This window comes from Azospirillum largimobile, assembly GCF_977007025.2.
The window spans coordinates 36,918-59,092 of the sequence record NZ_CDRMUA020000006.1 but is presented as its reverse complement, the minus strand read 5'-3'; the positions used below and the strand labels follow the sequence as shown (position 1 = coordinate 59,092).

Here is a 22,175-nt window from a genome sequence, read left to right as displayed (position 1 = left end):
GCTTTCCGCTCAGCCCGCCCGGAATCGCAGCTGCATGCGGTGCCGGTATGTCCCGCCGGGGTCCAGCCGCGCCGACGGGAAATGGCCGATGTTGGGGCTGCCGGGAAAACGCTGGCTTTCCAGCGCCAGCCCGGCGAAGCGGCAATAGCGCTGTCCGCCCTTTCCCACCACCTGCTCGCTGAGATAGCCGCCGGTGTAGACCTGCAGGCCCGGCTGGTCGGTCGCCAGTTCCATCCGCCGGCCCGATGCCGGGTGCTCCAGCACCGCCACCGGCCGCAGTTCCCCCGCCGGCCCCTCCAGGCACCAGTTGTGGTCGAAGCCGAAGCCGCCGACCGCCTCCAGCGCTTCTCCCAGCACCACGCGTTCGCGCAGGTCGAAGGGCGTGCCGTCCACCGGCCGCACCTCCCCCGTCGGGATCAGGTCGGCGCCGACCGGCGTGGTGAAGCCGCCGCGCACCGCCAGCCGGTGGTCGCGCAGGTCGCCGGAAGCATGCCCTCCAAGGTTCCAATAGCTATGATGGACGAGGTTGACGATGGTCGGCCGGTCGGTGGTCGCGGTCATTCGGATGTCCAGCACGCCGTCGTCGGTCAGCCGGTAGCGCGTCCTCGCCGTCAGCGTGCCGGGATAGCCCTGGTCGCCGTCCGGCGAGACAAGCGTGAAGGTGACGGCGTTCTCCGCCTCCTCCACCTTGGCGTCCCAGATGCGCCGGTCGAAGCCGTCCGGCCCGCCATGCAGCTGGTTCGGCGGCTCGTTGGCGCTCAATTCATGGCGCACGCCGTCCAGCGTGAAGGCCGCCCCGCCGATGCGGTTGCCGTAGCGCCCGCAGGTGGCGCCGAAATAGGCGTCGCTCGCCAAATAGTCGGCCACCCGGTCGAAGCCCAGAACCACGTCGGCCGTGTTTTCATCACGGCCGGGCACCGACATCCGCACCAGCCGTGCGCCATGGGCGATCACGGTCGCCTCCAGCCCGCCGGCGGAGAGGACGAAGCCCTCCACCGGACGGCCCTCGACGGTATCGAACAGGAAACTCCTGATGGGCATCATGCCTCCGCCGGTTCGCCGCTGCGGCCGGCCCAGACCGTCAGCAGGCCCTTCTGCAACAGGATGAACACGAACAGCAGCACGCCGATGGCGATCTTGGTCCACCAGCTGCTCAAGGTGCCGTCGAAGGTGATGTAGGTTTGGATCAGCCCCTGGATCAGCACGCCGACGAAGGTGCCGACGACATAGCCGTAGCCGCCGGTCAGCTGCGTGCCGCCGATCACCACGGCGGTGATGGTGTCCAGCTCCACCCCCGTCGCCGCCAGCGAATAGCCGGCACCAGTGTAGAGCGAGAAAACGATCCCCGCCAGCCCGGCCAGCAGCCCGGACAGGGCATAGACCGCCACCGTCGTCCGCCCCACCGGCACGCCCATCAGTTCCGCCGACTGCCGGTTGCCGCCCAGCGCGTAGAGGTTGGCGCCGAAGCGGGTCCAGTGCGCCAGCACCACCGCGGCGACCACCACCCCCAGCATCAGCAGCGCCGGCAGGCTCAGCTTCAGCCCGAAGTCGAAGCGCAGCGCCATGTCGTTCAGCTCGCCATAGAGCGGGTGGTTGATCGGCACCGAATCGGTGGTCAGGACGAAGCCCAGGCCGCGGGCGATGAACATGCCGGCCAGCGTGACGATGAAGGGCGGCATTTGGAAGACATGGATCACCCCACCCATCGCCGCCCCGAAGCCGCCGGCGACCACCAGCGCCACGGCGAAGGCAGGGACGGGGTGCCAGCCGCCATGTTCGATCAGCACGGCCAGCAGCACGGTGGTGAAGCCGATCACCGCCCCCACCGACAGGTCGATCCCGCCCGACAGGATGACGAAGGTCATGCCGACCGCGGTGATGCCGAGAAAGGCGTTGTCGGTCAGCAGGTTTGCCACCACCCGCCAGGAGGCGAAGTTGGGGAACTGCGCCGCGCAGATCAGGAATCCGACCACCAGCACCGCAGTGGTGACGATCAGGGGAAGGAAGCGCTGGATCGCTGCGTTGGTCATGGTTTTGCACCCCCGCTCGACGGCGCCACCGGCGGCTTGACCGTGCCCATCGGCCGCGCCCCCTTCGGGCGCGGCAGGAACAGGGTCAGCGTCGGCGATTGCAGCAGCAGGACGACCATCAGGACGCCCGCCTTGACGATCAGGTTGAATTCCGGCTTGAAGCCGCTCAGCAGGATGCCGGTGTTCATCGCCTGGATGATCAGCGCCCCCACCACCGACAGCACCAGCCCGAAGCGCCCGCCGAGCAGCGAGGTGCCGCCGACCACCACCGCCAGGATGGCGTCCAGCTCCAGCCACAGCCCGGCATTGTTGGCGTCGGCGCCGCGGATGTCGGCGGTGACGATCAGCCCGGCCACCGCCGCGCACAGCCCGCACCAGACATAGACGGCGACCAGAACCACCGGCGTGTTGACGCCAGCCCCGGCGCTGGACAGCCGGTTGATGCCGACCGCTTCGATCATCAGCCCCAGCGCCGTCGCCCGCACCAGCAGGGCCGTCACCGCCAGCAGCGCGATGGTGAGCACCACCGGCATCGGCACGGTCAGGAAGGACCCGCCGCCGATGAAGGCCAGCGCCGGGCTGGTGAAGGTGACGATCTGCCCTTCGGTGATCAGCTGGGCGATGCCGCGGCCGGCGACCATCAGGATCAGCGTGGCGATGATCGGCTGGATGCGCAGCACCGCCACCAAAAGCCCGTTCCACAGCCCGCACAGCAGGCCGGCGGCAAGCGACGCCGCCAGAACCGCCGGCAGGCTCCAGCCCGCCCCGGTCATGGTTGCGGCGACCGCGCCGGAAATCGCCATCACCGCACCGACCGACAGGTCGACACCGCGGGTGGCGATGACCATCGTCATGCCGATGGCGAGCAGCGCCACCGGGGCGCCGCGGTTCAGCACGTCGATCAGGCTGCCGAACAGCCGGCCGTCCTGCAGGCGGATGGCGAAGAAATCGGGAAACAGCAGCCAGTTGGCCAGCAGAACGGCGATCAGCGCGCCATATTGCGGCAGGTTGCGCGCCGGACCGGGAGCGGACAGCGTCATTGCAGCACCTCACCGCTTTTCGACTCCGACGCGATGGCGGCGACGATGCGCTCCACGCTGACCTCCCCTCCCCTCAGTTCCGCCACATGGCGGCGGTCGCGCAGCACGACGACGCGGCGGCTGTAGGCGACGATCTCCTCCAGTTCCGACGACACCACCAGCAGCGCCATGCCGTCGGCGCACAGCCGCTCGATCAGGCGGATGATCTCGGCATGCGCGCCGACGTCGATGCCCCGCGTCGGCTCGTCGAGGATCAGCAGGCGCGGCTCGGTCGCCAGCCAGCGCGCCAGCAGCGCTTTCTGCTGGTTGCCGCCCGACAACAATTGGATCGGCCGTTCGGCGTCCGGCGTGCGGATGTCGAGCAGGCGGATGAAGCGGTCGGCGATCTCCTCCTGCCGGCGGCGCGGGATCGGCTTCAGCCAGCCCTGCCGCGCCTGGAGCGCCAGGATGATGTTCTCGCGCACCGACAGCTCGCCGACGATGCCCTCCTTCTTGCGGTCCTCCGGACAGAAGCCGAAGCCGAGCCGCACGGCGTCGCGCGGCCCCTTCAGCCGCACCGCACGGCCGTCCACCGTTGCCTGGCCCCGGTCGGCGCGATCCATGCCGAAGACCAGCCGCACCGTCTCCGTCCGGCCGGAGCCCAGCAATCCCGCCAGCGCCACCACCTCGCCGGGGCGGATGTCGAGGTCGAAGGGCTCGACGCTGCGCGACTTGCCGAATCCCTTGAAACTGGCCAGCGGCGGGCGGTTGTCCACCTCCGCCGGGCCGAGGTCGATGCGGTGCGCCGCCGCCTCCAACTCCCGCCCCAGCATCATGGCGACGAGGTCGAGGCGCGGCAGGTCGGCCGTGCGCCGCTCGCCCACCAGCCGGCCGTTGCGCAGCACGGTGATGCTGTCGCAGACCTCATAGACCTGATCGAGGAAATGGGTGACGAAGACGATGCCGATCCCGCGCGACCGCAGGGTCCGCATCACCTTGAACAGCACCGCCACCTCCTGCGCGTCCAGGCTGGCGGTGGGCTCATCCAGGATCAGCACCTTGGCCGACATGTCCACCGCGCGGGCGATGGCGACGATCTGCTGCGTCGCCACCGAGAAGCGCCCGAGCGGCGCCGTCACGTCGATCGACAGGCCGTAGGGCATCAGAATGGCACGCGCCCGCCGCCGCATGGCGCCGCGGTCGACCAGCCCCCAGCGCATCGGCTGGCGCCCCAGGAACAGGTTCTCCGCCACCGACAGGTTCGGCAGCAGGTTCACCTCCTGATAGACGGTGCCGATGTGCAGGCGCTGCGCCTCCTCCACGCCGCGCGGCGCGATTTCCCGCCCCTCCAGCGCCACGGTGCCGCCGTCGCGCTGGTAGACGCCGGTCAGCGTCTTGATGAGGGTCGATTTGCCGGCGCCGTTCTCGCCCAGTAGCGCATGGATCTCGCCATGGCGCAGGGTGAAATCGACGCCGTCGAGCGCCTGGACACCGAGAAAGGCCTTCGACAGGCCGCGGATCGCCAGCAACGGCGCAGAGGGGGGAGCGGTGGACGCCGTCATGACGGACCTCGGCGGATGCGCAATGGAAGGTGTGAGGCGTATTCCCTCTCCCCCCTGGGGAGAGGGTTAGGGTGAGGGGGTGGCGCGGCGAGGATTCTCGAGAGTCCTACCTTGTGCATCCCCCTCACCCCGACCCTCTCCCCGGGGGGGAGAGGGGGATTTCTGCAAACCCCAACCCCCGATCAGTAGGCGTCCTTGCGGCGCTCGTACTCGGCCTTGGCGGTCTCGGGCGTGAACAGGGCCGATTCCGTCTGGATCCACTTCGGCGGCGCCTTGCCGTCCTTCTTGAAGGCGATCAGCGCGTCGTAGGCGGGACCCGCCATGTTCGGCGTCAGTTCCACCGTGGCGTTGGCCTCGCCCTCGGCCATCGCCTTGAAGATGTCCGGCACGCCGTCGATGGAGACGACCAGGATGTCCTTGCCCGGCTTCAGCCCGGCTTCCTTGATCGCCTGGATGGCGCCGACGGCCATGTCGTCGTTGTGGGCGTAGACGGCGCAGATGCCCTTGCCGCCGTTCTCTGCCTTGATGAAGCTCTCCATCACCTCCTTGCCCTTGGCGCGGGTGAAGTCGCCGGACTGGGTGCGGACGATCTTCATCCCCGGATTCTTGGCGACGATCTCGTCGAAGCCCTTCTTGCGGTTGATGGCGGGGGACGAGCCGACGGTGCCCTGCAGTTCCACCACCGCGCATTTGCCGCCGGTCTGCTTGGCCAGCCATTCGCCGGCCACCCGGCCCTCATGCACCGTGTCGGAGGTGACGGCGGTCATGTAGAGGCTGGGGTCCTTGGTCTCGATCTGGCGGTCGAGCAGAACCACCGGGATCTTCGCCTCCTTGGCTTCCTTCAGCACCGAATCCCAGCCGGTCGCCACCACCGGCGCGATGAAGATCGCGTCCACGCCCTGGGCGACGAAGGAGCGCACGGCCTTGATCTGGTTCTCCTGCTTCTGCTGGGCGTCGGAGATCTTCAGGTCGATGCCGCGCTTCTCGGCTTCCGCCTTGGCGGTCTTGGTCTCCGCCGCGCGCCAGCCCGATTCCGACCCGATCTGCGAGAAGCCGACCACCAGCTTCTTGTCGGCGGCCTGCACCGCGCCAAGCCCGATGAAGAGCGCCGCAGCGGCGGTGGCGGCGGAGATCACCCATTTCCTGGACATCTGTTTCACTCCCTGAGGTTTTATTGCCGTGCTTTTCTGATGGGGGCAGGCGGCGGAATGGCGCGCTGAAAGTTCGTGATCCCAGCCCGGTCAAATTTGTTCGCAATGCCCACTTTAAGTACGCAGAACCATAACTGTCCAATACGATTCTCGACCGATGCGATGCTGAAAAGGATATGTCCGGTCAAAAGAACGGCCGGGCAGCGCAAGGCCGCCCGGCCGCAAGGTGACCCCGGTCCATGAAAAACAACTTCATGAGAAACCGGGGCCGACGCACCCGAGGGAGAGCGCGCATATCGTCGACGGTCGGCTCGCCTATCCCCGTCCCAATTCGCCATCCACCCGCCGCCACAGCCCCAGCGGGTTGCCGTCGCGCACAGCCTGCGGCAGCAGGTCGGCCGGCAGATCCTGATAGCAGACCGGGCGCAGGAAACGGCGGATCGCCAGCGTGCCGACCGAGGTGCTGCGGGCGTCCGAGGTCGCCGGGAAGGGGCCGCTATGCACCATCGCGTGGCAGACCTCCACTCCCGTCGGCCAGCCGTTCGCCAGGATGCGGCCGGCCTTGCGCTCCAGCGTCGGGATCAGCGCCGCCACGGCGGCCTTGTCCTCCGCATCCATCTGCACCGTCGCGGTCAGCTGTCCTTCCAGACGTTCGGCAACCGCCTTCATCGCCGCGACATCCGGACAGCGGATCAGCAGGGAGGCCGCGCCGAACACCTCCTCCTGCAACTCCGTGTCGGCCAGGAAGGCGTCCGCCGTCGTGGTGAAGAAGGCCGCCTGCGCCTGGTTCGGCCCGCTGCAGGCCATGCCGCGCGCCAGAGTCGTCACCTCGCCGCTGCCGGCCAGCTTGGCGACTCCGGTGTCATAGGCAGCGTGGATGCCCGGCGTCAGCATGGTGGACGCCGCACTGCCGCCGATGGCCTCCACCGCCGCCGTGACGAAGCGGTCGAGATCCGGCCCCTCGACGCCCAGCAGGATGCCGGGATTGGTGCAGAACTGCCCCGCCCCCATGGTCAGCGAGGCGACGAAGCCCTTGCCCAGCGCCTCGGCGCGCGAGGCCAGCGCCGCCGGCATCAGGAAGACCGGGTTGATGCTGCTCATCTCGGCATAGACCGGGATCGGCTCCGGCCGCCTGGACGCCACCTCCATCAGCGCCAGCCCGCCGCGGCGCGAACCGGTGAAGCCGACCGCCTTGATGCGCGGATCGGCGACCAGCGCCGTGCCGATCTCGTTGCCGGTGCCGAACAGCAGGGAGAACACCCCATCGGGCAAGCCGCAGGAGGCAACCGCCGCGCGGATGGCGCGGCCGACCAGTTCCGACGTGCCGGGATGGGCGCCATGGCCCTTCACCACCACCGGACAGCCGGCGGCGAAGGCCGACGCGGTGTCGCCGCCGGCGACCGAGAAGGCGAGCGGGAAGTTCGAGGCGCCGAACACCGCCACCGGCCCCAGCGGGATGTGGCGCTGGCGGATGTCGGGGCGGGGCAGCGGCTTGCGGTCGGGCATGGCGGGGTCGATGCGGGCCTCGATCCAACTGCCTTCGCGCACCACCTGGGCGAACAGGCGCAGTTGCCCGACGGTACGGCCGCGCTCGCCCTCCAGCCGGGCACGCGGCAGACCGCTTTCCGCCATGGCGCGGGCGATCAGGTCGTCGCCAATATCGAGGATGTTCTGGGCGACGGCCTCCAGGAAGGTGGCGCGCTGCTCCAGCCCGGTCTCGCGGAAGGCGTCGAAGGCGGCCCAGGCCAGGGCGCAGGCGCGATCGACCTCCGCCGCGCCGCCGCCGCCGAAGGCGGGCTCCAGCGCCTCGCCGGTTGCGGGGTCGACGGCGCGGAACTCGCCCTCGCTGCCGCGGTGGGTCTTGGCGCCGATCAGCATCTCGCCGGTGATGGTCATGATGGGTCTCCTTGTTGGGCGGGGGTCGGCTGGCGATGCCCCCACCTAACCTCCCCCGCTGGGCGGGGGAGGGACTGCCGCCGCTCTCCTGCTCAAGCGCGTATCCCCTCCCCCGCCCAGCGGGGGAGGGTTAGGGTGGGGGTCTAACGCCCCCAGCGCAGCACCAGCGGATCGAGCCGCCGCGCCGCGTCCAGCAGTCCCTCGCGGCTGATCGGGTGAGGGCTGGACATCGGGTGGCGCATCGCGTCGGACCTGATGACGCCGCCCTCCTTCATCAGGATCTTGGCGGTGGCGATGCCGCACTGGCGGTTCTCGTGGTTGATCAGCGGCAGCCAGCGCCCATAGGCCGCCACCGCCGCCTCGCGGTCTCCCGCCAGATAGGGATCGATGATCTGCCGGATGCCGTCGGGATAGCCGCCGCCGGTCATCGCCCCCGTCGCCCCGGCGTCGAGGTCGGCCAGCAGCGTGATCGCCTCCTCGCCGTCCCATGGTCCTTCGATGGCGTCGCCGCCCAGTTCGATCAGCGTGCGCAGCTTGGCCGCCGCCTGCGGCACCTCGATCTTGAAATAGGAGACCTGCGCGATCTCCCGCGCCATCCGCGCCAGCAGGGGTGCGGACAGCGGGGTGCCGCTGACCGGCGCGTCCTGGATCATGATCGGGATGTCGATGGCGTCCGACACCCGCTGGAAGAACTCGACGATGCCGGCCTCCGGCACGCGGATGGTGGCGCCGTGGTAGGGCGGCATCACCATCACCATCGCGGCCCCCATATCCTGGGCGCGTCGGCTGCGCTCGGCGCAGGCGCGGGTGCTGAAATGGGTGGTGGTGACGATCACCGGCACCCGGCCGGCGACATGGGCCAGCATCGTCTCCATCAGCACCGCGCGCTCGTCGTCGGTCAGCACGAACTGCTCGGAGAAATTGGCGAGGATGCACAGGCCGGTGGAGCCGGCGTCGATCATGAAGTCGACGCAGCGCTTCTGGCCGTCGAGATCCAACTCCCCCGCTTCGGTGAAGATGGTGGGGACGACGGGGAAGACTCCGCGGTAAGGGCGGGCGCTGGACGGCATGGCGGTGGGGTCCTTCATCGAAATCGGATCGGCAGTCAGCGCGACGGGGAACCGAACCGTCCGGGCGGCAGGCCGCGGACGCCGGGGTCGCACTCGAACAGCGCCCCGGCCAGCGGCTCGTCGGGCCGGCCATGCGCCGCGGTGGTGACGAACAGCCGGTCGAGGTTCGGACCGGCGAAGACGCAGGAGGTGACGCGGGAGACCGGCAGGGCGATGGCGCGGTCCAGCCTGCCGTCGGGACGGAAGCGGCTGACGCGCGCACCATCCCAATGGGCGATCCACAGCCCGCCCTCGGCATCGCAGGTCATGCCGTCGGGAAAGCCGTCGGCCTCGGTGAAGCGGATGTGGACGCGCTTGCCGGACAGGCTGCCGTCGGCGCCGATGTCGAAGGCATGGACCGTCCGCGCCGCGCTGTCGGTGTGATAGATCGTCCGCCCGTCCGGCGACAGCGCCGGCCCGTTGGCGACGGTGTAGCCCTCATCGACCTTGGTGACGGCGCCGTCGGGATCGATGCGGTAGAAGCTGCCGGCCGGCGCCTCCTCCGCATCGTCCATGCTGCCGACCCACAGCCGGCCCTGGGCATCGGCCTTGCCGTCGTTCAGCCGGTTGCCCGGCCGGTCCGGCTCGATCCGCGCCAACTCCTCGGCGATTACCGCCTCGCCCGGCTCCAGCAGCAGGCGGACCACCCGGCGGGATCGCAGCCCGGCTATGAAGCCGTTGCCGTCGGCGCGCTCCACCAGCCAGCAGGCGGCGTCGTCAAGCTCCCACCCCGCCTGCGCCCCGTCGGACAGGCCGTGGCGCAGGATGCGGGAGCCGCGGATGTCGACGAAGTAAACGGCATCCTGCCGTGGGGACCAGAGCGGGCCCTCCCCCAGCAGCGCCCCGGCCTGCCAGACGCAACGCGCTTCCTGCGCCATGCCGCCTCACTCCCCCTCGCACCCTATGGCTGCCGTTGCCGCCAGCCATTTGAAAATTTGTTGACGACCCGAACGATAAGAGGCCTCTTGATAATCGTCCAATACGAAGATGGGCATCTGCGATATCAATTGTCATATACCGGCATCCCGCAACCCGGTGCCGGCGCCCGACCGGAGGCAACCACCCGTGACCCCCCAGCGCTTCCCCCCGAACTGGTTCCAGAAGGCCCGGCTGAAGCTGCGCCATCTCCAGCTGTTCGCGGCGCTCGACGAACACCGCAACCTGCACCGGGCCGCCGCCAGCCTGAACATGTCGCAGCCGGCGGCCTCCAAGCTGCTGGGCGACCTGGAGGAAACGCTGGGGATCGAGCTGTTCGACCGCCATGGCCGCGGGATCGAGCCGAACTGGTACGGCAGCCTGATGATCCGCCACGCCCGCATGATCCTCAGCGAGTTGCAGGAAACGGGGGAGGAGCTGAACGCGCTGCTGGCCGGGCACAGCGGCCGGGTGTCGGTCGGCACGGTGATGGCCCCGGCGGTGGAACTGGTGGTTCCCGTCATCAGCAGCCTGACCCGCGAGCATCCCAACCTGAAGATCGCCGTGGCGGTGGAGACCAGCGATGTGCTGGCCGAGCGGGTGCATCAGGGGGTGATGGATTTCGCCATCGGCCGCCTGCCAGGCCATTTCGACCCCACCGCCTTCGAGTATCAGGAGATCAGCAGCGAGGAGCTGTGCTTCATCTGCCGTGCGGGCAACCCGCTGCTGCAGCTCGGCCGCCCGCTGACCGCCGCCGACCTGTCCGATGCCACCTGGATCCTGCAGCCGGTCGGCACGCTGCTGCGCGACCGGGTGGAGGCGCTGTTCCGCGCCGAGGGCGCCCGGCTGCCGCACAAGGTGATCGAAAGCGCGTCGCCGGTCATCTCGATGGCGATGGTGGCGGAGACGGAGTCGATCACCGTCTTCGCCCGCGCGCTCGCCCAGGTGTTCACGCCCGGCGGCTGCTACACCATCATGCCTTTCCACAAGCGCTTCAGCGTGGAGCCTTACGGCATCTTCTGGCTGAAGGACCGGCCGCTGTCGCCGGGGGCCCGCACCGTTCTGTCGGCGGTGCGCGCGGCGTCGGAACGCAAGATGCGCCAGTTGGCGGAACCGTCATCCGATATCGAAATGCATATCGGATTGCCGAATAATCATATTTGACAGTTATGGGGAAACGGAGGATTGCTAGGGGCACAAACCATCGCGTCCCATGCCGTCCGCGACACCGAACGTGGGGGCTGCGAAGCGCGTGCCGTAGAAACGGGGAGGATTCCGGTCCATGTCGTCTCCTATGCGTTCTTCCTTCGGTTCAAAACTGGCTGGCAAACTTGGCGGCCTCACCATCGGCCTGCTGATCGCCACCGGCACCGCAGCCGCCCCGGCGATGGCGCAGGACAAGCCGACCATCGGCATCGCCATGCCGACCAAGTCGTCGGCGCGCTGGATCGACGACGGCAACAACATGGTCAAGTATTTCCAGGAAAAGGGATACAAGACCGACCTGCAATATGCCGAGGACGACATCCCCAACCAGCTCGCCCAGATCGAGAACATGGTCACCAAGAACGACAAGGTTCTGGTTATCGCCGCCATCGACGGGACGACGCTGACCGACGTGCTGCAGAAGGCGGCGGAACAGGGCGTGAAGGTCATCGCCTACGACCGCCTGATCCGCGGCTCGGCCAACGTTGATTACTATGCCACCTTCGACAACTTCCAGGTCGGCGTGCTCCAGGCCGCCTACATCGAGAAGGCTCTCGGCCTGAAGGAGGGCAAGGGTCCGTTCAACATCGAGCTGTTCGGCGGCTCCCCCGACGACAACAACGCCTATTTCTTCTACAACGGCGCCATGTCGGTGCTGCAGCCCTACATCGACAGCGGCAAGCTGAAGGTGCAGAGCGGGCAGATCGGCATGGACAAGGTGTCCACCCTGCGCTGGGACGGCGCCGCCGCCCAGTCCCGCATGGACAATCTGCTGAGCGCCTATTACGGCAACAAGACGCTGGACGCCGTGCTGTCGCCCTATGACGGCATCAGTATCGGCATCATCTCCTCGCTGAAGGGTGTCGGCTACGGCTCGCCCTCGCAGCCGATGCCGGTCGTCACCGGCCAGGACGCCGAAGTGCCGTCGGTGAAGTCGATCCTGGCGGGCGAGCAGCGCTCCACCGTCTTCAAGGACACCCGCGAACTGGCAAAGGTCACGGTGGGCATGGTCGACGACCTGCTGGCCGGCCGCACCCCGCAGGTCAACGACACCAAGACCTACGACAACGGCAAGAAGGTCGTCCCCTCCTATCTGCTGAAGCCGGTCAGCGTCGACTCCACGAACTGGAAGCAGGTCCTAGTCGACGGCGGCTACTACAAGGAATCGCAGATCAAGTGAGTGAGCGGCGCTGGAGCGGATGCCGCCCGGCATTCCGCTCCAGCGCTCCGCCGGACCATGCAGGCGGACGACCGGGGGTCATCCATGGACAGCATTCTTGAGATGCGCGGCATCACCAAGACGTTTCCGGGCGTCAAGGCGCTCGACGACGTCAACCTCTCGGTCCGCGAGGGGGAGATCCACGCGCTGATCGGCGAGAACGGCGCCGGCAAATCGACGCTAATGAAGGTGTTGAGCGGCGTCTATCCGCACGGGACCTATGACGGCGAGATCCGATTCCGCGGCCAGCCCGTCGCCTTCCGCGGCATCGCCGACAGCGAGAAGCTGGGCATCATCATCATCCACCAGGAACTGGCGCTGGTCCCGCTGTTGTCGATCACCGAGAACCTGTTCCTCGGCAACGAGCAGGCGAAACGGGGCGTCATCGACTGGATGGCCGCCACTGCGCGGGCGCGCGAACTCCTGCGCATGGTCGGGCTAACGGATTCGCCGGAGACGCTGATCACCGACATCGGCGTCGGCAAGCAGCAGCTGGTGGAGATCGCCAAGGCCCTGTCCAAGCAGGTCAAGCTGCTGATCCTGGACGAGCCGACAGCCAGCCTGAACGAAAGCGACAGCGACGCCCTGCTGGCCCTGCTGCTGCGCTTCAAGGAACAGGGCATCTCCTCCATCCTGATCTCACACAAGCTGAACGAGATTGCCAAGGTCGCCGACCGCGTCACCATCTTGCGCGACGGCACCACGGTGGAGACGCTGGACTGCCACCATGGCCCGATCAGCCAGGACCGCATCATCAAGGGCATGGTCGGCCGCGACCTTGCCGACCGCTATCCCCGTCGCGCCGGCAACCCCGGCGACATCCTGTTCGAGGTGAAGGGCTGGAGCGCCGACCACCCCATCCATCCCGGCCGCCGCGTGGTGAAGGACATCGACCTGCATGTCCGCCGGGGCGAGGTGGTGGGCATCGCCGGCCTGATGGGCGCCGGCCGCACCGAATTCGCCATGAGCCTGTTCGGCCGCTCCTACGGCCGCAACATCCGTGGCCAGGCCTTCCTCGGCGGGCGCGAGATCGACGTGTCCACCATCAGCAAAGCGATGGGCAACGGGCTGGCCTATGCCACCGAGGACCGCAAGCATTACGGCCTCGTGCTGGACAACGACATCCGCCACAACGTGACGCTGGCCAACCTGGACGGGGTCGCCAAGCGCGGCGTCATCCATCACGAGCGCGAGATCGAGGTCGCCAACGACTTCCGCCGCCGCCTGCGCATCCGCTGTTCCGACGTGTTCCAGCAGACGGTCAACCTGTCCGGCGGCAACCAGCAGAAGGTCGTGCTCAGCAAATGGCTGTTCGCCGACCCGCAGGTGCTGATCCTGGACGAGCCGACCCGCGGCATCGACGTCGGCGCCAAATATGAAATCTATACCATCGTCAACCAGCTGGTGGCCGAAGGCCGTGGCGTCATCCTGATCTCGTCGGAACTGCCCGAATTGCTGGGTGTCGCCGACCGCATCTACGTGATGAACGAAGGGGCGCTGGTCGCCGAGATGCTGGCGGCAGAAGCCAGCCAGGAAAAGATCATGCACGCCATCATGTCCTCGTCCGTGAAGGCTCCGGCGGTCACGCAGAGCATGGTTGCCCGGGAGCCCCTGCAATGAGCGCCGAATTGAACCTTCCGGCCGCCCCGCCGCGCCAGGCCTCCATGGCCAGGTTCCTGAAGAGCCACATGCGCGATTACGGCATGCTGATCTCGCTGCTGGCGATCGTGGCCTTCTTCCAGTACATGACCAACGGCACGCTGCTGCAGCCGTTGAACCTGACCAACCTCGTCCTGCAGAACAGCTACATCGTCATCATGGCGCTGGGCATGCTGCTGGTGATCGTCGCCGGGCACATCGATCTGTCGGTGGGCTCCATCGTCGGCTTCATCGGCGCGCTGGCCGCCATCCTGATGGTGCAGTTCCAGCTGCATTTCATCCCGACCGCCATCCTCTGCCTGCTGGCCGGCGCCGCCATCGGCGCGGCACAGGGGTACTGGGTCGCCTATTTCCGCATCCCGTCCTTCATCGTGACGCTGGCGGGCATGCTGGTCTTCCGCGGGCTCAGCCTCGCCCTGCTGGCCGGCCAGTCCGTCGGCCCCTTCCCCGTGGAGTTCCAGCGCCTCAGTTCCGGCTTCATCCCGGACGTCTTCGGCACGGCCGGCTTCCACACCACCACGCTCCTGCTGTGCCTGGTGACGCCGGCGATCATCATCGGCCTCAGCGTCGCCGCCCGCATCCGCCGCCACCGCTTCGCCATCGAACAGGAGCCGCTGCCGCTGTTCCTGCTGAAGAGCGCCGGCCTGTTCGCGGTGGTCGCCTATATCGGCATGCTGCTGGCCTCGTACAAAGGGCTGCCGAACGTCCTGATCATCATGGCGCTGCTGATCGGCATCTACGCCTTTGTCACCCGCGACACCACCATCGGCCGGCGCATCTACGCGCTGGGCGGCAACGAGAAGGCCGCCAAGCTGTCGGGCATCGACACCCGCCGCCTGTCCTTCTACACCTTCGTGAACATGGGCGTGCTGGCCGCGCTCGCCGGCCTGATCTTCGCCGCGCGGCTCAACACCGCCACGCCGAAGGCCGGCGTGTCGTTCGAGCTGGACGTGATCGCCGCCTGCTTCATCGGCGGCGCCTCGGCCTCCGGCGGTGTCGGCCGGGTGACCGGTGCGGTGATCGGCGCCTTCATCATGGGTGTGATGAACAACGGCATGTCGATCCTCGGCATCGGCATCGACTGGCAGCAGGTGATCAAGGGCCTGGTGCTGCTCGCCGCCGTCTGCTTCGACGTCTACAACAAGGGCAAGGCCTGAGGCTTTCCGCCCCGACCGGACAATCGCCATGACGCTCCCCACCCTCGGCCTCGTCGGTCTGGGAAAGATCGCCCGCGACCAGCATATCCCGGCCATTGCCGCCACCGGCCTGTTCGAACTGGCCGCCGTGGTCAGCCCGGACGGCGCCACCGCGGAAGACGTGCCGACCTTCCGCTCCCAGGCGGAGATGCTGGCGGCCCTGCCCGGCCTCGACGCCGTGGCGCTCTGCACCCCGCCCGCCGTCCGCCACGGCCTGACGGTCGAGGCGTTGCGCGCCGGCAAGCATGTGCTGATCGAGAAGCCTCCCGCCGCCACCCTGTCGGAGCTTCACGATCTGGTGGCGGAGGCCGAAGCCGCCCGCCGCACCCTGTTCACCGCCTGGCATTCGCAGTTCAACCCGGCGGTGGAGGAGACGCGTCGCCGGCTTGCCGACGCCAGCATCCGCAGCGTCGCCATCACCTGGAAGGAGGATGTGCGGCGCTGGCATCCGGGCCAGGACTGGATCTTCGCGGCCGGTGGTTTCGGCGTCTTCGACCCCGGCATCAACGCCCTGTCGATCCTGACCGACATCCTGCCGGCCCCGGTCTTCGTCCGCTCCGCCGACCTGCATGTGCCGGCCAACCGCGACACCCCCATCGCCGCGACGCTGGAGATGGGGGCCGCCCCCGGCTCCCGCATCGGCCGCGTCACCGCCGATTTCGACTTCCTCCAGCAGGGCGAGCAGACCTGGTCCATCGTGATCGAAACCGATGGCGGGCGCCTCGACCTCACCCATGGCGGCACCCGCCTGATGGTGGACGGCGCGCCGGCGACGGCCGAGCCGGACACCGAATACCAGCGCATCTATCGCCATTTCCACCGGTTGATCCTGGATGGCGCGAGCGACGTCGACGCCCGCCCGCTGTCCCTGGTCGCCGACGCCTGCATGGTCGGGCGCTGGCACCGCACCGACGCCTTCGACTGGTAACGCCGCCGCAGCGACGCACCCCCAACTCCGGCGCCGCCGATCCGGCCCGCGCCCCAACCTGAAACCGGTGTCGATATGACCGATACGAAGCCCCACTTCCCTCCCAACTCCTCCGATTCAGGGCGTCGGCTGCGGTCGCGCGCGTGGTTCGACAACCCCGCCAACCCCGACATGACCGCGCTCTACCTGGAGCGCTACCTGAACTTCGGCCTGACGCGGGAGGAACTGCAGTCCGGTGCGCCCATCATCGGCATCGCCCAGACCGGATCCGACCTCAGCCCCTGCAACCGCCACCATCTGGTTCTGGCCGAACGCCTGCGCGAGGGCATCCGCACCGCCGGCGGCATCGCCATCGAGTTCCCCGTCCACCCGATCCAGGAAACCGGCAAGCGGCCGACCGCCTCGATCGACCGCAACCTCGCCTATCTCGGCCTCGTCGAGGTTCTGCACGGCTATCCGCTGGACGGCGTGGTTCTGACCATCGGCTGCGACAAGACCACCCCGGCCTGCCTGATGGCGGCGGCGACCGTCAACATCCCGGCCATCGCGCTGTCGGTCGGCCCGATGCTGAACGGCTGGTTCCGCGGCGAGCGCACCGGGTCCGGCACCATCGTGTGGAAGGCCCGCCAGTTGATGGCGGCCGGCGAGATCGACTACCAGGGCTTCATCGAGCTGGTGGCCTCGTCCGCCCCCTCGACCGGCTACTGCAACACGATGGGCACCGCCTCCACCATGAATTCGCTGGCGGAGGTGCTGGGCATGCAGCTCCCCGGTTCCGCCGCCATCCCCGCCCCCTACCGCGAGCGCCAGCAGGCCGCCTACGAGACCGGCAAGCGCATTGTCGAGATGGTGCGCCAGGACATCAAGCCGTCGGACATCCTGACCCGCGACGCCTTCCTCAATGCCATCGTCGTCAACTCCGCCATCGGCGGCTCGACCAACGCGCCGATCCACATCAACGCCATCGCCAAGCACATCGGCGTGCCGCTGACCGTGGACGACTGGCAGACCCACGGGCTGGGCGTGCCGCTGCTGGTCAACCTCCAGCCGGCAGGCGAGTATCTGGGCGAGGACTTCCACCGCGCCGGCGGCGTGCCGGCGGTGGTGTCGCAGCTGATGCGCCAGGGCCTGATCCGCGAGGACGCGCCCAACGTCAATGGCCGGACCATCGGCGAGAACTGCCGCAACACCGAGATCCTCGACACCCGCGTCATCCACCCGATCGACGACCCGCTGAAGATCAACGCCGGCTTCGTCGTGCTGCGCGGCACCCTGTTCAACGCCGCCATCATGAAGACCAGCGTCATCTCCGACGAGTTCCGCGAGCGCTACCTGTCCAATCCGCAGGACCCCGAGGCGTTCGAGGGCAAGGTGGTGGTCTTCGACGGGCCGGAGGACTACCACCACCGCATCGACGACCCGTCGCTGGGCATCGACGCCTACACCATCCTGGTCATCCGCGGCACCGGCCCCATCGGCTATCCGGGTGCTGCGGAGGTGGTGAACATGCGGCCCCCCGCCGACCTGATCAAACAGGGCATCCATTCCCTGCCCTGCATCGGCGACGGGCGGCAATCGGGCACGTCGGGCTCCCCATCCATCCTCAACGCCTCGCCGGAGGCGGCGGCCGGCGGCAACCTCGGCCTGCTGCGCAGCGGCGACCGCGTGCGCATCGACCTGCGCCGCGGCAGCGCCGACATCCTGATCTCCGAAGCGGAGTTGGCCGACCGCAAGGCCACGCTGGAGGCCGCTGGAGGCTACCCCGCCCCGCCGTCGCAGACCCCGTGGCAGGAGATCCAGCGCGGCATCGTCGACCAGCTGGACGAGGGCATGGTCCTGAAGCCGGCGGTCAAGTACCAGCGCGTGGCGCAGACGATGGGGATCCCGCGCGACAATCATTGACGGCTGTAATGCCGGAACGCCCGCGGCAGCGTCGCGGGCTTCCAGGTTCAGCGCCGGTCACCGGCCGGGAACCGCCAGCAGCCCGCCGGCCAGGACCCTGAACGCCTCGACCGCCTTGGCCAGGATCTCCTGCGGCCGGTCGCTGGCCGCGACCCATAGCGCGGCGTTCAGCGCCGCCCCGTTCAAAAGCCGGGCAGCCGCTTCGGCATCCACCGGCTTGACGATGCCTTGCCCGATCAACCCCTTCACCGTCTCCTGCGTCGCCTGGAGGCAGCTGTTCTGGCTGGGCCACTGCGACGGATCACCGAGAACCGCCGGTCCGTCGAGCAGCACGATGCGTTGCACCTCGGGTTCCAGCGCCATTTCAATGTAGGCGATCCCCTCCGCCAGCAAGCCTTCCCAATCATTGGCGGCCCGGCTGCCGACCGCGCGTGCGCGCGTCGCCATCTCCCCGTCGATCTGGTCGACCACCGCCTGCAACAGCCCGCGCTTGTCGCCGAAATTGTGATAGAGCGCCCCACGCGTCAGCCCGGCCTCCGCTGTCAGCTCGTCCATCGAGGCGGCGGCATAGCCTTTTTCCGCGAAAGCCTTGCGCGCGGACGCGATCAGCTTGGCGCGGGTCTCCTCCATCATCTCGGCGCGCTTCTTCCCGGCCACGGCCATTCCTCCTGACATACGCATCGTATGTGAGTTGACATACGCGACGTATGTGTGCTGTCATTCACATACGAGGCGTATATCAAATTATGCCTCGACTGTGAAGCCCGACGGGGGCAGCTCGGCCCGAGATCGCCCACCTTTTCAGCAAGGAGGAAGAAAACCAATGGCTCAACGCGAGGCCATCGTTCCGAAGAGCCGGCACGCGCTCTATGAGAATCACCGCTACTCTGCGGCAATCCGCTCAGGCGACCTCCTGTTCGTCTCCGGACAGGTCGGCAGCCGCGCAGACGGTTCTCCGGAACCCGTCTTCGAGAAGCAGGTCCAACTGGCTTTCGAAAACCTCATCAACGTCCTCAAGGCCGCCGGCTGCACCCTCGACGACGTCGTGGACGTCACCACATTCCACACCGATCCGGCCAACCAGTTCGAAACCATCATGGCCGTGCGTGACAAGGTCATCGGCGGCCCGCCTTATCCCAACTGGACCGCGGTGGGAGTGACTTGGCTGGCCGGCTTCGATTTCGAAATCAAGGTCGTCGCCCGAATTCCCGAAGCCGCCTGAGCGGTTGGCGGTCCCCTGTCGCTCACCGACCGCTTCCGGGCGTCACGTCCCGGAAGCGGCCCGTCCGGCCCGCGCATCCCAGCGATGCCTCTCATTCCGTGTGACTTTTCACGACTGCCCTTGACGAGTGCGGCTCTTTGCCCACATAAGGCCTGACGAAATGCTCCAGGCTCGGACGGCAAGCCGCCCGAACCTCCCTCCCATCAACCTGATCCCAGCTGTCCGACGGCCGCCGCATGGCGCCTCCGGCCGGGTCCCTCCCACACCGAGATCCGCATCGACGAGCGATGCACGCCCGTCCGGCAGCGTCGAATGCCGGCTTATGTGAGACGTACGACAGAGGCATGACGTTTGATTCAAGGCGGCGCCGGATGGCGCCGAACAACCGCGCACGCAACCAACGTCCGCGTGATGACTTCGACGGCTCCCGCCCGACGGCCAACACGGTCCATGGCGGCGGCCCCACCGGCCCGGTTCCGGGCAAGGACGAGATCCTGTTCCTTCCGCTGGGCGGCTGTTCCCGCATCGGCATGAACATGGCGCTCTACGGCCACGCCGGAAAATGGCTGATCGTGGACGCCGGCGTCGCCTTCATGGGCGACGAGGCGCCGGGCATCGACAGCCTGATGGCCGATCCGACCTTCATCGAAGAGCGGATGCAGGACGTCGTCGGCCTCGTGGTGACCCACGCGCACGAGGACCATATCGGCGCGATCCACCATCTGTGGCCGCGGCTGCGCTGCCCGATCTATGCCAGCCCCTTCGCCTCGCACATCATCCGCGACCGGCTGAAGGAAAAGGGCGCGCATCGGGCCGCCAAGGTGCAGACCTTCGACATCGGCGACACGCTGACCATCGGTCCGTTCCGGATCGAGACCATCGCCGTCACCCATTCGATCCCCGAACCGATGTCGCTGGCGATCCGCACGGCGGCCGGCACGGTGCTGCACACCGGCGACTGGAAGTTCGATCCCGATCCGCTGATCGGCCGGACCACCGATGTCGCCGCGCTGAAGCGCCTTGGCGACGAGGGGCTGCTCGCCATGATGTGCGACAGCACCAACGCCGACGTGCCCGGTGCGACGGGATCGGAGGCCGACGCCCGCGCCGGCCTGATCGGCGCCTTCGCCAACCGTCCGGGCGCCATCGCGGTGACCGGCTTCGCTTCCAACGTCGCCCGCATGACCGCGGTGGCGGAAGCGGCGGCGGCGGTCGGGCGCAAGGTGGTGCTGGTCGGCCGCTCCATGCTGCGCATGGAAAAGGCGGCGCAGGCCTGCGGCTATCTCGACCATGTGCCGGACTTCATGGATGTCCGCGAGGCCTCCTGGACCCCGCGCGAGAACCTCGTGTTCCTGTGCACCGGCAGCCAGGGCGAGGAACGGGCGGCGCTCAGCCGTCTGGCCCGCAACGAGCACCGCGAGCTGTGGCTGGAAGAGGGCGACACCGTCATCTTCTCCGCCCGCACCATCCCCGGCAACGAGGAGGCGCTGGCCGAAATCCACGAGCATCTGCGTGGCATGGGCGTGGAGATCGTCACCCCGGCCGATGCGCCGGTCCACGTCTCCGGCCACCCAAAGCGCGACGACCTCGCCCGCATGTATGGGCTGGTCCGCCCGCGCTTCGCGGTTCCGGTCCACGGCACCATCGAGCATATGGAAGCCCACGCCCGCCTCGCCCGCGCCTGCGGCGTCGAGCGGGCCCTGGTTCCGGAGGATGGCGACATCCTGCGCATCGCCAAGGAAGGCACCCGCGTGATCGGCCGCATCGAGCCCAGGCGCCTCGCCAACACCGGCCGGGAGCTGATCCCCTGGGTGCCACCGGTGACGGTGGACGCGGAGGAAGAGCGCGTCGCGGCCTGACCGCCTGTCCAGTTTGGGAAAACGCCCTGCACCGCCCGGTGCGGGGCGTTTTCCGTTTCTATACGAACGAAAACGGACGGGCATGGCTCGGGCATTGCATACTTCCGTGCGTCTTTGTCCCACGGAGTGAAAGTTCGATGTCGTTACTCTCCTGCTGCCGCAGCGCCGCCCTGTCGGCCCTGCTCCTGTTCGGGCTGAACGGGTCTCTTCAGGCCGCCGAACCGGTCAAGGTCAAGGTGTTCGTCGGGTCGATGTTCGAGATCGGCAAGAACACCGGCGACCGGGCGGGCGAGTTCCAGCACTGGTACGATCGCTATTGGCAAACTGCCGAGCCGATCACGGTGAAGGGCGCGCTGAACCCGGTCTACTGCAACGCCGACGGCGTGTGCGGGTCGGTGCTGGGCATGGGCAAGGTCAGTTCCTCCGCCTCGATGCAGGCGATCGTGCTGAACCCGCAGCTCGACCTGTCGCAAGCCTATTTCCTGGTCACCGGCGTGGCCGGCACGCCGCCGTCGCGCGGCACCATCGGCGAGGTCAGCTGGGCGACCTGGGTGGTCGACTACGACCTGGGCCACCGCTGGGCGCCGGAGGAAGGCAAGCCGGGCGAGCCGACTTTCATGCCGCGCAAGGGCTATGAAGCGGTGCGCCTGTTCCCGATGAACCCGGCGCTGGTCTCCTGGGCGATGCGGCTGACCGCCGACACGCCGCTGAAGGACAGCGAGTCCGCCCGTGCCTATCGCAAGCGCTATCCGCAGGAAGCCGCGCAACGTGCTCCTTTCGTGGGCACCGGCACGCACATGACCGGCGACACCTTCTTCCACGGCCCCGGCATGTCGGAGCAGGCGCAGTACATCGCCAAGCTCTATGGCGCCGACGATTACGTCATCACCGAGATGGAGGCGGCGGCGATCACGCTGGTGATCAAGCGGCTGCAGGGCTCCGACCGGGTGATGAGCCTGCGCGGCGCCGTCAATTTCGACCAGGGCAACCCCAACGAGACCACCCTGCAGCACCTCGACCCCAAGCCGGGCGAAACCGCCGGCGGTTTCGCCGAGACGGTGGAGAATGTGGAACTGGTCGGCTCCCGCATGGTCGACCACATCGTCGGCCACTGGGAGCAGTGGAAGGACGGCGTCCCGGCGCTGCCGGCCCAATAAGACCTGAAACGTAGAGGCCGCGTCTCTTCCGACGCAACATGGCCCACAAGCCGCCCCCCTCCTTTCGTGGGACGTCCCACGATCGAAGGGAGGTAGGCGGATTGAACGGATGGGGCGGACCTGTTCCACGTTGTTCCATCCTGCC

At 68.0% G+C, this 22,175-nt stretch carries 18 protein-coding genes; 9 read left to right on the top strand and 9 right to left on the bottom strand.

Annotation, left to right across the window (positions count from 1 at the left end):
- Window positions 1-9: 9 nt before the first annotated feature.
- From ACWPKK_RS27580 to ACWPKK_RS27545, 8 genes are all read right to left on the bottom strand, one after another.
- A complete protein-coding gene (locus ACWPKK_RS27580; protein ID WP_452010883.1) occupies window positions 10-1,041 on the bottom strand; it encodes an aldose epimerase family protein in 1,032 nt (343 codons plus the stop codon).
- Complete coding sequence (gene yjfF, locus ACWPKK_RS27575) at window positions 1,041-2,015, bottom strand: galactofuranose ABC transporter, permease protein YjfF (protein WP_452011550.1); 975 nt, start codon at window positions 2,013-2,015, stop codon at window positions 1,041-1,043. The genes ACWPKK_RS27580 and yjfF overlap by 1 nt, the downstream gene beginning before the upstream one ends.
- An 11-nt stretch (window positions 2,016-2,026) precedes the next feature.
- Window positions 2,027-3,070: an ABC transporter permease gene (locus ACWPKK_RS27570; RefSeq protein ID WP_452010881.1), complete on the bottom strand. Its 1,044-nt coding sequence runs from the start codon at window positions 3,068-3,070 to the stop codon at window positions 2,027-2,029.
- The gene (gene ytfR / locus ACWPKK_RS27565; protein WP_452010878.1) at window positions 3,067-4,611 is read right to left on the bottom strand and encodes a galactofuranose ABC transporter, ATP-binding protein YtfR; all 1,545 of its coding nucleotides are present in this window, start codon (window positions 4,609-4,611) and stop codon (window positions 3,067-3,069) included. Before ytfR ends, ACWPKK_RS27570 begins: the two co-directional genes overlap by 4 nt.
- Window positions 4,612-4,793: 182 nt before the next feature.
- Entirely contained in the window at window positions 4,794-5,762 is a 969-nt protein-coding gene (gene ytfQ, locus ACWPKK_RS27560) for a galactofuranose ABC transporter, galactofuranose-binding protein YtfQ (RefSeq protein ID WP_149222518.1), read from the bottom strand.
- A 315-nt stretch (window positions 5,763-6,077) separates the two neighbouring features.
- Window positions 6,078-7,658, bottom strand: coding sequence for an aldehyde dehydrogenase (NADP(+)) (locus ACWPKK_RS27555; protein ID WP_452010875.1), 1,581 nt, complete (start codon window positions 7,656-7,658; stop codon window positions 6,078-6,080).
- A gap of 143 nt (window positions 7,659-7,801) precedes the next feature.
- Window positions 7,802-8,728, bottom strand: coding sequence for a dihydrodipicolinate synthase family protein (locus ACWPKK_RS27550; protein WP_452011548.1), 927 nt, complete (start codon window positions 8,726-8,728; stop codon window positions 7,802-7,804).
- Between the two features lie 35 nt (window positions 8,729-8,763).
- The gene (locus tag ACWPKK_RS27545; protein ID WP_452010872.1) at window positions 8,764-9,645 is read right to left on the bottom strand and encodes an SMP-30/gluconolactonase/LRE family protein; all 882 of its coding nucleotides are present in this window, start codon (window positions 9,643-9,645) and stop codon (window positions 8,764-8,766) included.
- A 187-nt stretch (window positions 9,646-9,832) separates the two neighbouring features.
- On the opposite strand from ACWPKK_RS27545, the gene ACWPKK_RS27540 reads away from it, so the two are divergent.
- The 6 genes from ACWPKK_RS27540 (at window position 9,833) to ACWPKK_RS27515 (ending at window position 17,792) form a co-directional block, all read left to right on the top strand.
- Window positions 9,833-10,846, top strand: coding sequence for a LysR family transcriptional regulator (locus tag ACWPKK_RS27540; protein WP_452010869.1), 1,014 nt, complete (start codon window positions 9,833-9,835; stop codon window positions 10,844-10,846).
- Between the two features lie 118 nt (window positions 10,847-10,964).
- Complete coding sequence (chvE, locus tag ACWPKK_RS27535; RefSeq protein ID WP_452010867.1) at window positions 10,965-12,068, top strand: multiple monosaccharide ABC transporter substrate-binding protein; 1,104 nt, start codon at window positions 10,965-10,967, stop codon at window positions 12,066-12,068.
- Between the two features lie 84 nt (window positions 12,069-12,152).
- Window positions 12,153-13,727, top strand: a complete 1,575-nt coding sequence (gene mmsA, locus ACWPKK_RS27530) for a multiple monosaccharide ABC transporter ATP-binding protein (RefSeq protein ID WP_452010864.1) — start codon at window positions 12,153-12,155, stop codon at window positions 13,725-13,727.
- On the top strand, window positions 13,724-14,923 hold the full coding sequence (gene mmsB / locus ACWPKK_RS27525; RefSeq protein ID WP_310116379.1) for a multiple monosaccharide ABC transporter permease: 1,200 nt from the start codon (window positions 13,724-13,726) through the stop codon (window positions 14,921-14,923). Before mmsA ends, mmsB begins: the two co-directional genes overlap by 4 nt.
- Window positions 14,924-14,951: 28 nt before the next feature.
- On the top strand, window positions 14,952-15,890 hold the full coding sequence (locus ACWPKK_RS27520; protein WP_452010861.1) for a Gfo/Idh/MocA family protein: 939 nt from the start codon (window positions 14,952-14,954) through the stop codon (window positions 15,888-15,890).
- A 75-nt stretch (window positions 15,891-15,965) separates the two neighbouring features.
- On the top strand, window positions 15,966-17,792 hold the full coding sequence (locus ACWPKK_RS27515; RefSeq protein ID WP_452010858.1) for an IlvD/Edd family dehydratase: 1,827 nt from the start codon (window positions 15,966-15,968) through the stop codon (window positions 17,790-17,792).
- A gap of 57 nt (window positions 17,793-17,849) precedes the next feature.
- On the opposite strand, the gene ACWPKK_RS27510 is transcribed toward ACWPKK_RS27515, so the two are convergent.
- Window positions 17,850-18,473 carry a TetR/AcrR family transcriptional regulator gene (locus ACWPKK_RS27510; RefSeq protein WP_452010856.1) on the bottom strand — a complete coding sequence of 208 codons (624 nt, stop codon included), beginning with the start codon at window positions 18,471-18,473 and terminating at the stop codon, window positions 17,850-17,852.
- Window positions 18,474-18,615: 142 nt separating this feature from the next.
- Here ACWPKK_RS27510 and ACWPKK_RS27505 point away from each other — a divergent pair, with 142 nt between their 5' ends.
- The 3 genes from ACWPKK_RS27505 (at window position 18,616) to ACWPKK_RS27495 (ending at window position 22,030) form a co-directional block, all read left to right on the top strand.
- The gene (locus ACWPKK_RS27505; RefSeq protein WP_452010854.1) at window positions 18,616-19,014 is read left to right on the top strand and encodes a RidA family protein; all 399 of its coding nucleotides are present in this window, start codon (window positions 18,616-18,618) and stop codon (window positions 19,012-19,014) included.
- Window positions 19,015-19,385: 371 nt separating this feature from the next.
- Complete coding sequence (locus ACWPKK_RS27500; protein WP_452010851.1) at window positions 19,386-20,873, top strand: ribonuclease J; 1,488 nt, start codon at window positions 19,386-19,388, stop codon at window positions 20,871-20,873.
- A gap of 137 nt (window positions 20,874-21,010) precedes the next feature.
- Window positions 21,011-22,030, top strand: a complete 1,020-nt coding sequence (locus tag ACWPKK_RS27495; RefSeq protein ID WP_452010849.1) for a purine-nucleoside phosphorylase — start codon at window positions 21,011-21,013, stop codon at window positions 22,028-22,030.
- Window positions 22,031-22,175: the final 145 nt, after the last annotated feature.

Coding starts and splice junctions, on each gene's coding strand:
- ACWPKK_RS27550 (WP_452011548.1), bottom strand. CDS start 8,728: ATGCCGTCCAGCGCCCGCCCTTACCGCGGAGTCTTCCCCGTCGTCCCC.
- ytfR (WP_452010878.1), bottom strand. CDS start 4,611: ATGACGGCGTCCACCGCTCCCCCCTCTGCGCCGTTGCTGGCGATCCGC.
- ytfQ (WP_149222518.1), bottom strand. CDS start 5,762: ATGTCCAGGAAATGGGTGATCTCCGCCGCCACCGCCGCTGCGGCGCTC.
- ACWPKK_RS27495 (WP_452010849.1), top strand. CDS start 21,011: ATGTCGTTACTCTCCTGCTGCCGCAGCGCCGCCCTGTCGGCCCTGCTC.
- mmsB (WP_310116379.1), top strand. CDS start 13,724: ATGAGCGCCGAATTGAACCTTCCGGCCGCCCCGCCGCGCCAGGCCTCC.
- ACWPKK_RS27510 (WP_452010856.1), bottom strand. CDS start 18,473: ATGCGTATGTCAGGAGGAATGGCCGTGGCCGGGAAGAAGCGCGCCGAG.
- ACWPKK_RS27505 (WP_452010854.1), top strand. CDS start 18,616: ATGGCTCAACGCGAGGCCATCGTTCCGAAGAGCCGGCACGCGCTCTAT.
- ACWPKK_RS27570 (WP_452010881.1), bottom strand. CDS start 3,070: ATGACGCTGTCCGCTCCCGGTCCGGCGCGCAACCTGCCGCAATATGGC.
- ACWPKK_RS27545 (WP_452010872.1), bottom strand. CDS start 9,645: ATGGCGCAGGAAGCGCGTTGCGTCTGGCAGGCCGGGGCGCTGCTGGGG.
- ACWPKK_RS27515 (WP_452010858.1), top strand. CDS start 15,966: ATGACCGATACGAAGCCCCACTTCCCTCCCAACTCCTCCGATTCAGGG.
- chvE (WP_452010867.1), top strand. CDS start 10,965: ATGTCGTCTCCTATGCGTTCTTCCTTCGGTTCAAAACTGGCTGGCAAA.
- ACWPKK_RS27520 (WP_452010861.1), top strand. CDS start 14,952: ATGACGCTCCCCACCCTCGGCCTCGTCGGTCTGGGAAAGATCGCCCGC.
- ACWPKK_RS27580 (WP_452010883.1), bottom strand. CDS start 1,041: ATGCCCATCAGGAGTTTCCTGTTCGATACCGTCGAGGGCCGTCCGGTG.
- mmsA (WP_452010864.1), top strand. CDS start 12,153: ATGGACAGCATTCTTGAGATGCGCGGCATCACCAAGACGTTTCCGGGC.
- ACWPKK_RS27555 (WP_452010875.1), bottom strand. CDS start 7,658: ATGACCATCACCGGCGAGATGCTGATCGGCGCCAAGACCCACCGCGGC.
- ACWPKK_RS27500 (WP_452010851.1), top strand. CDS start 19,386: ATGGCGCCGAACAACCGCGCACGCAACCAACGTCCGCGTGATGACTTC.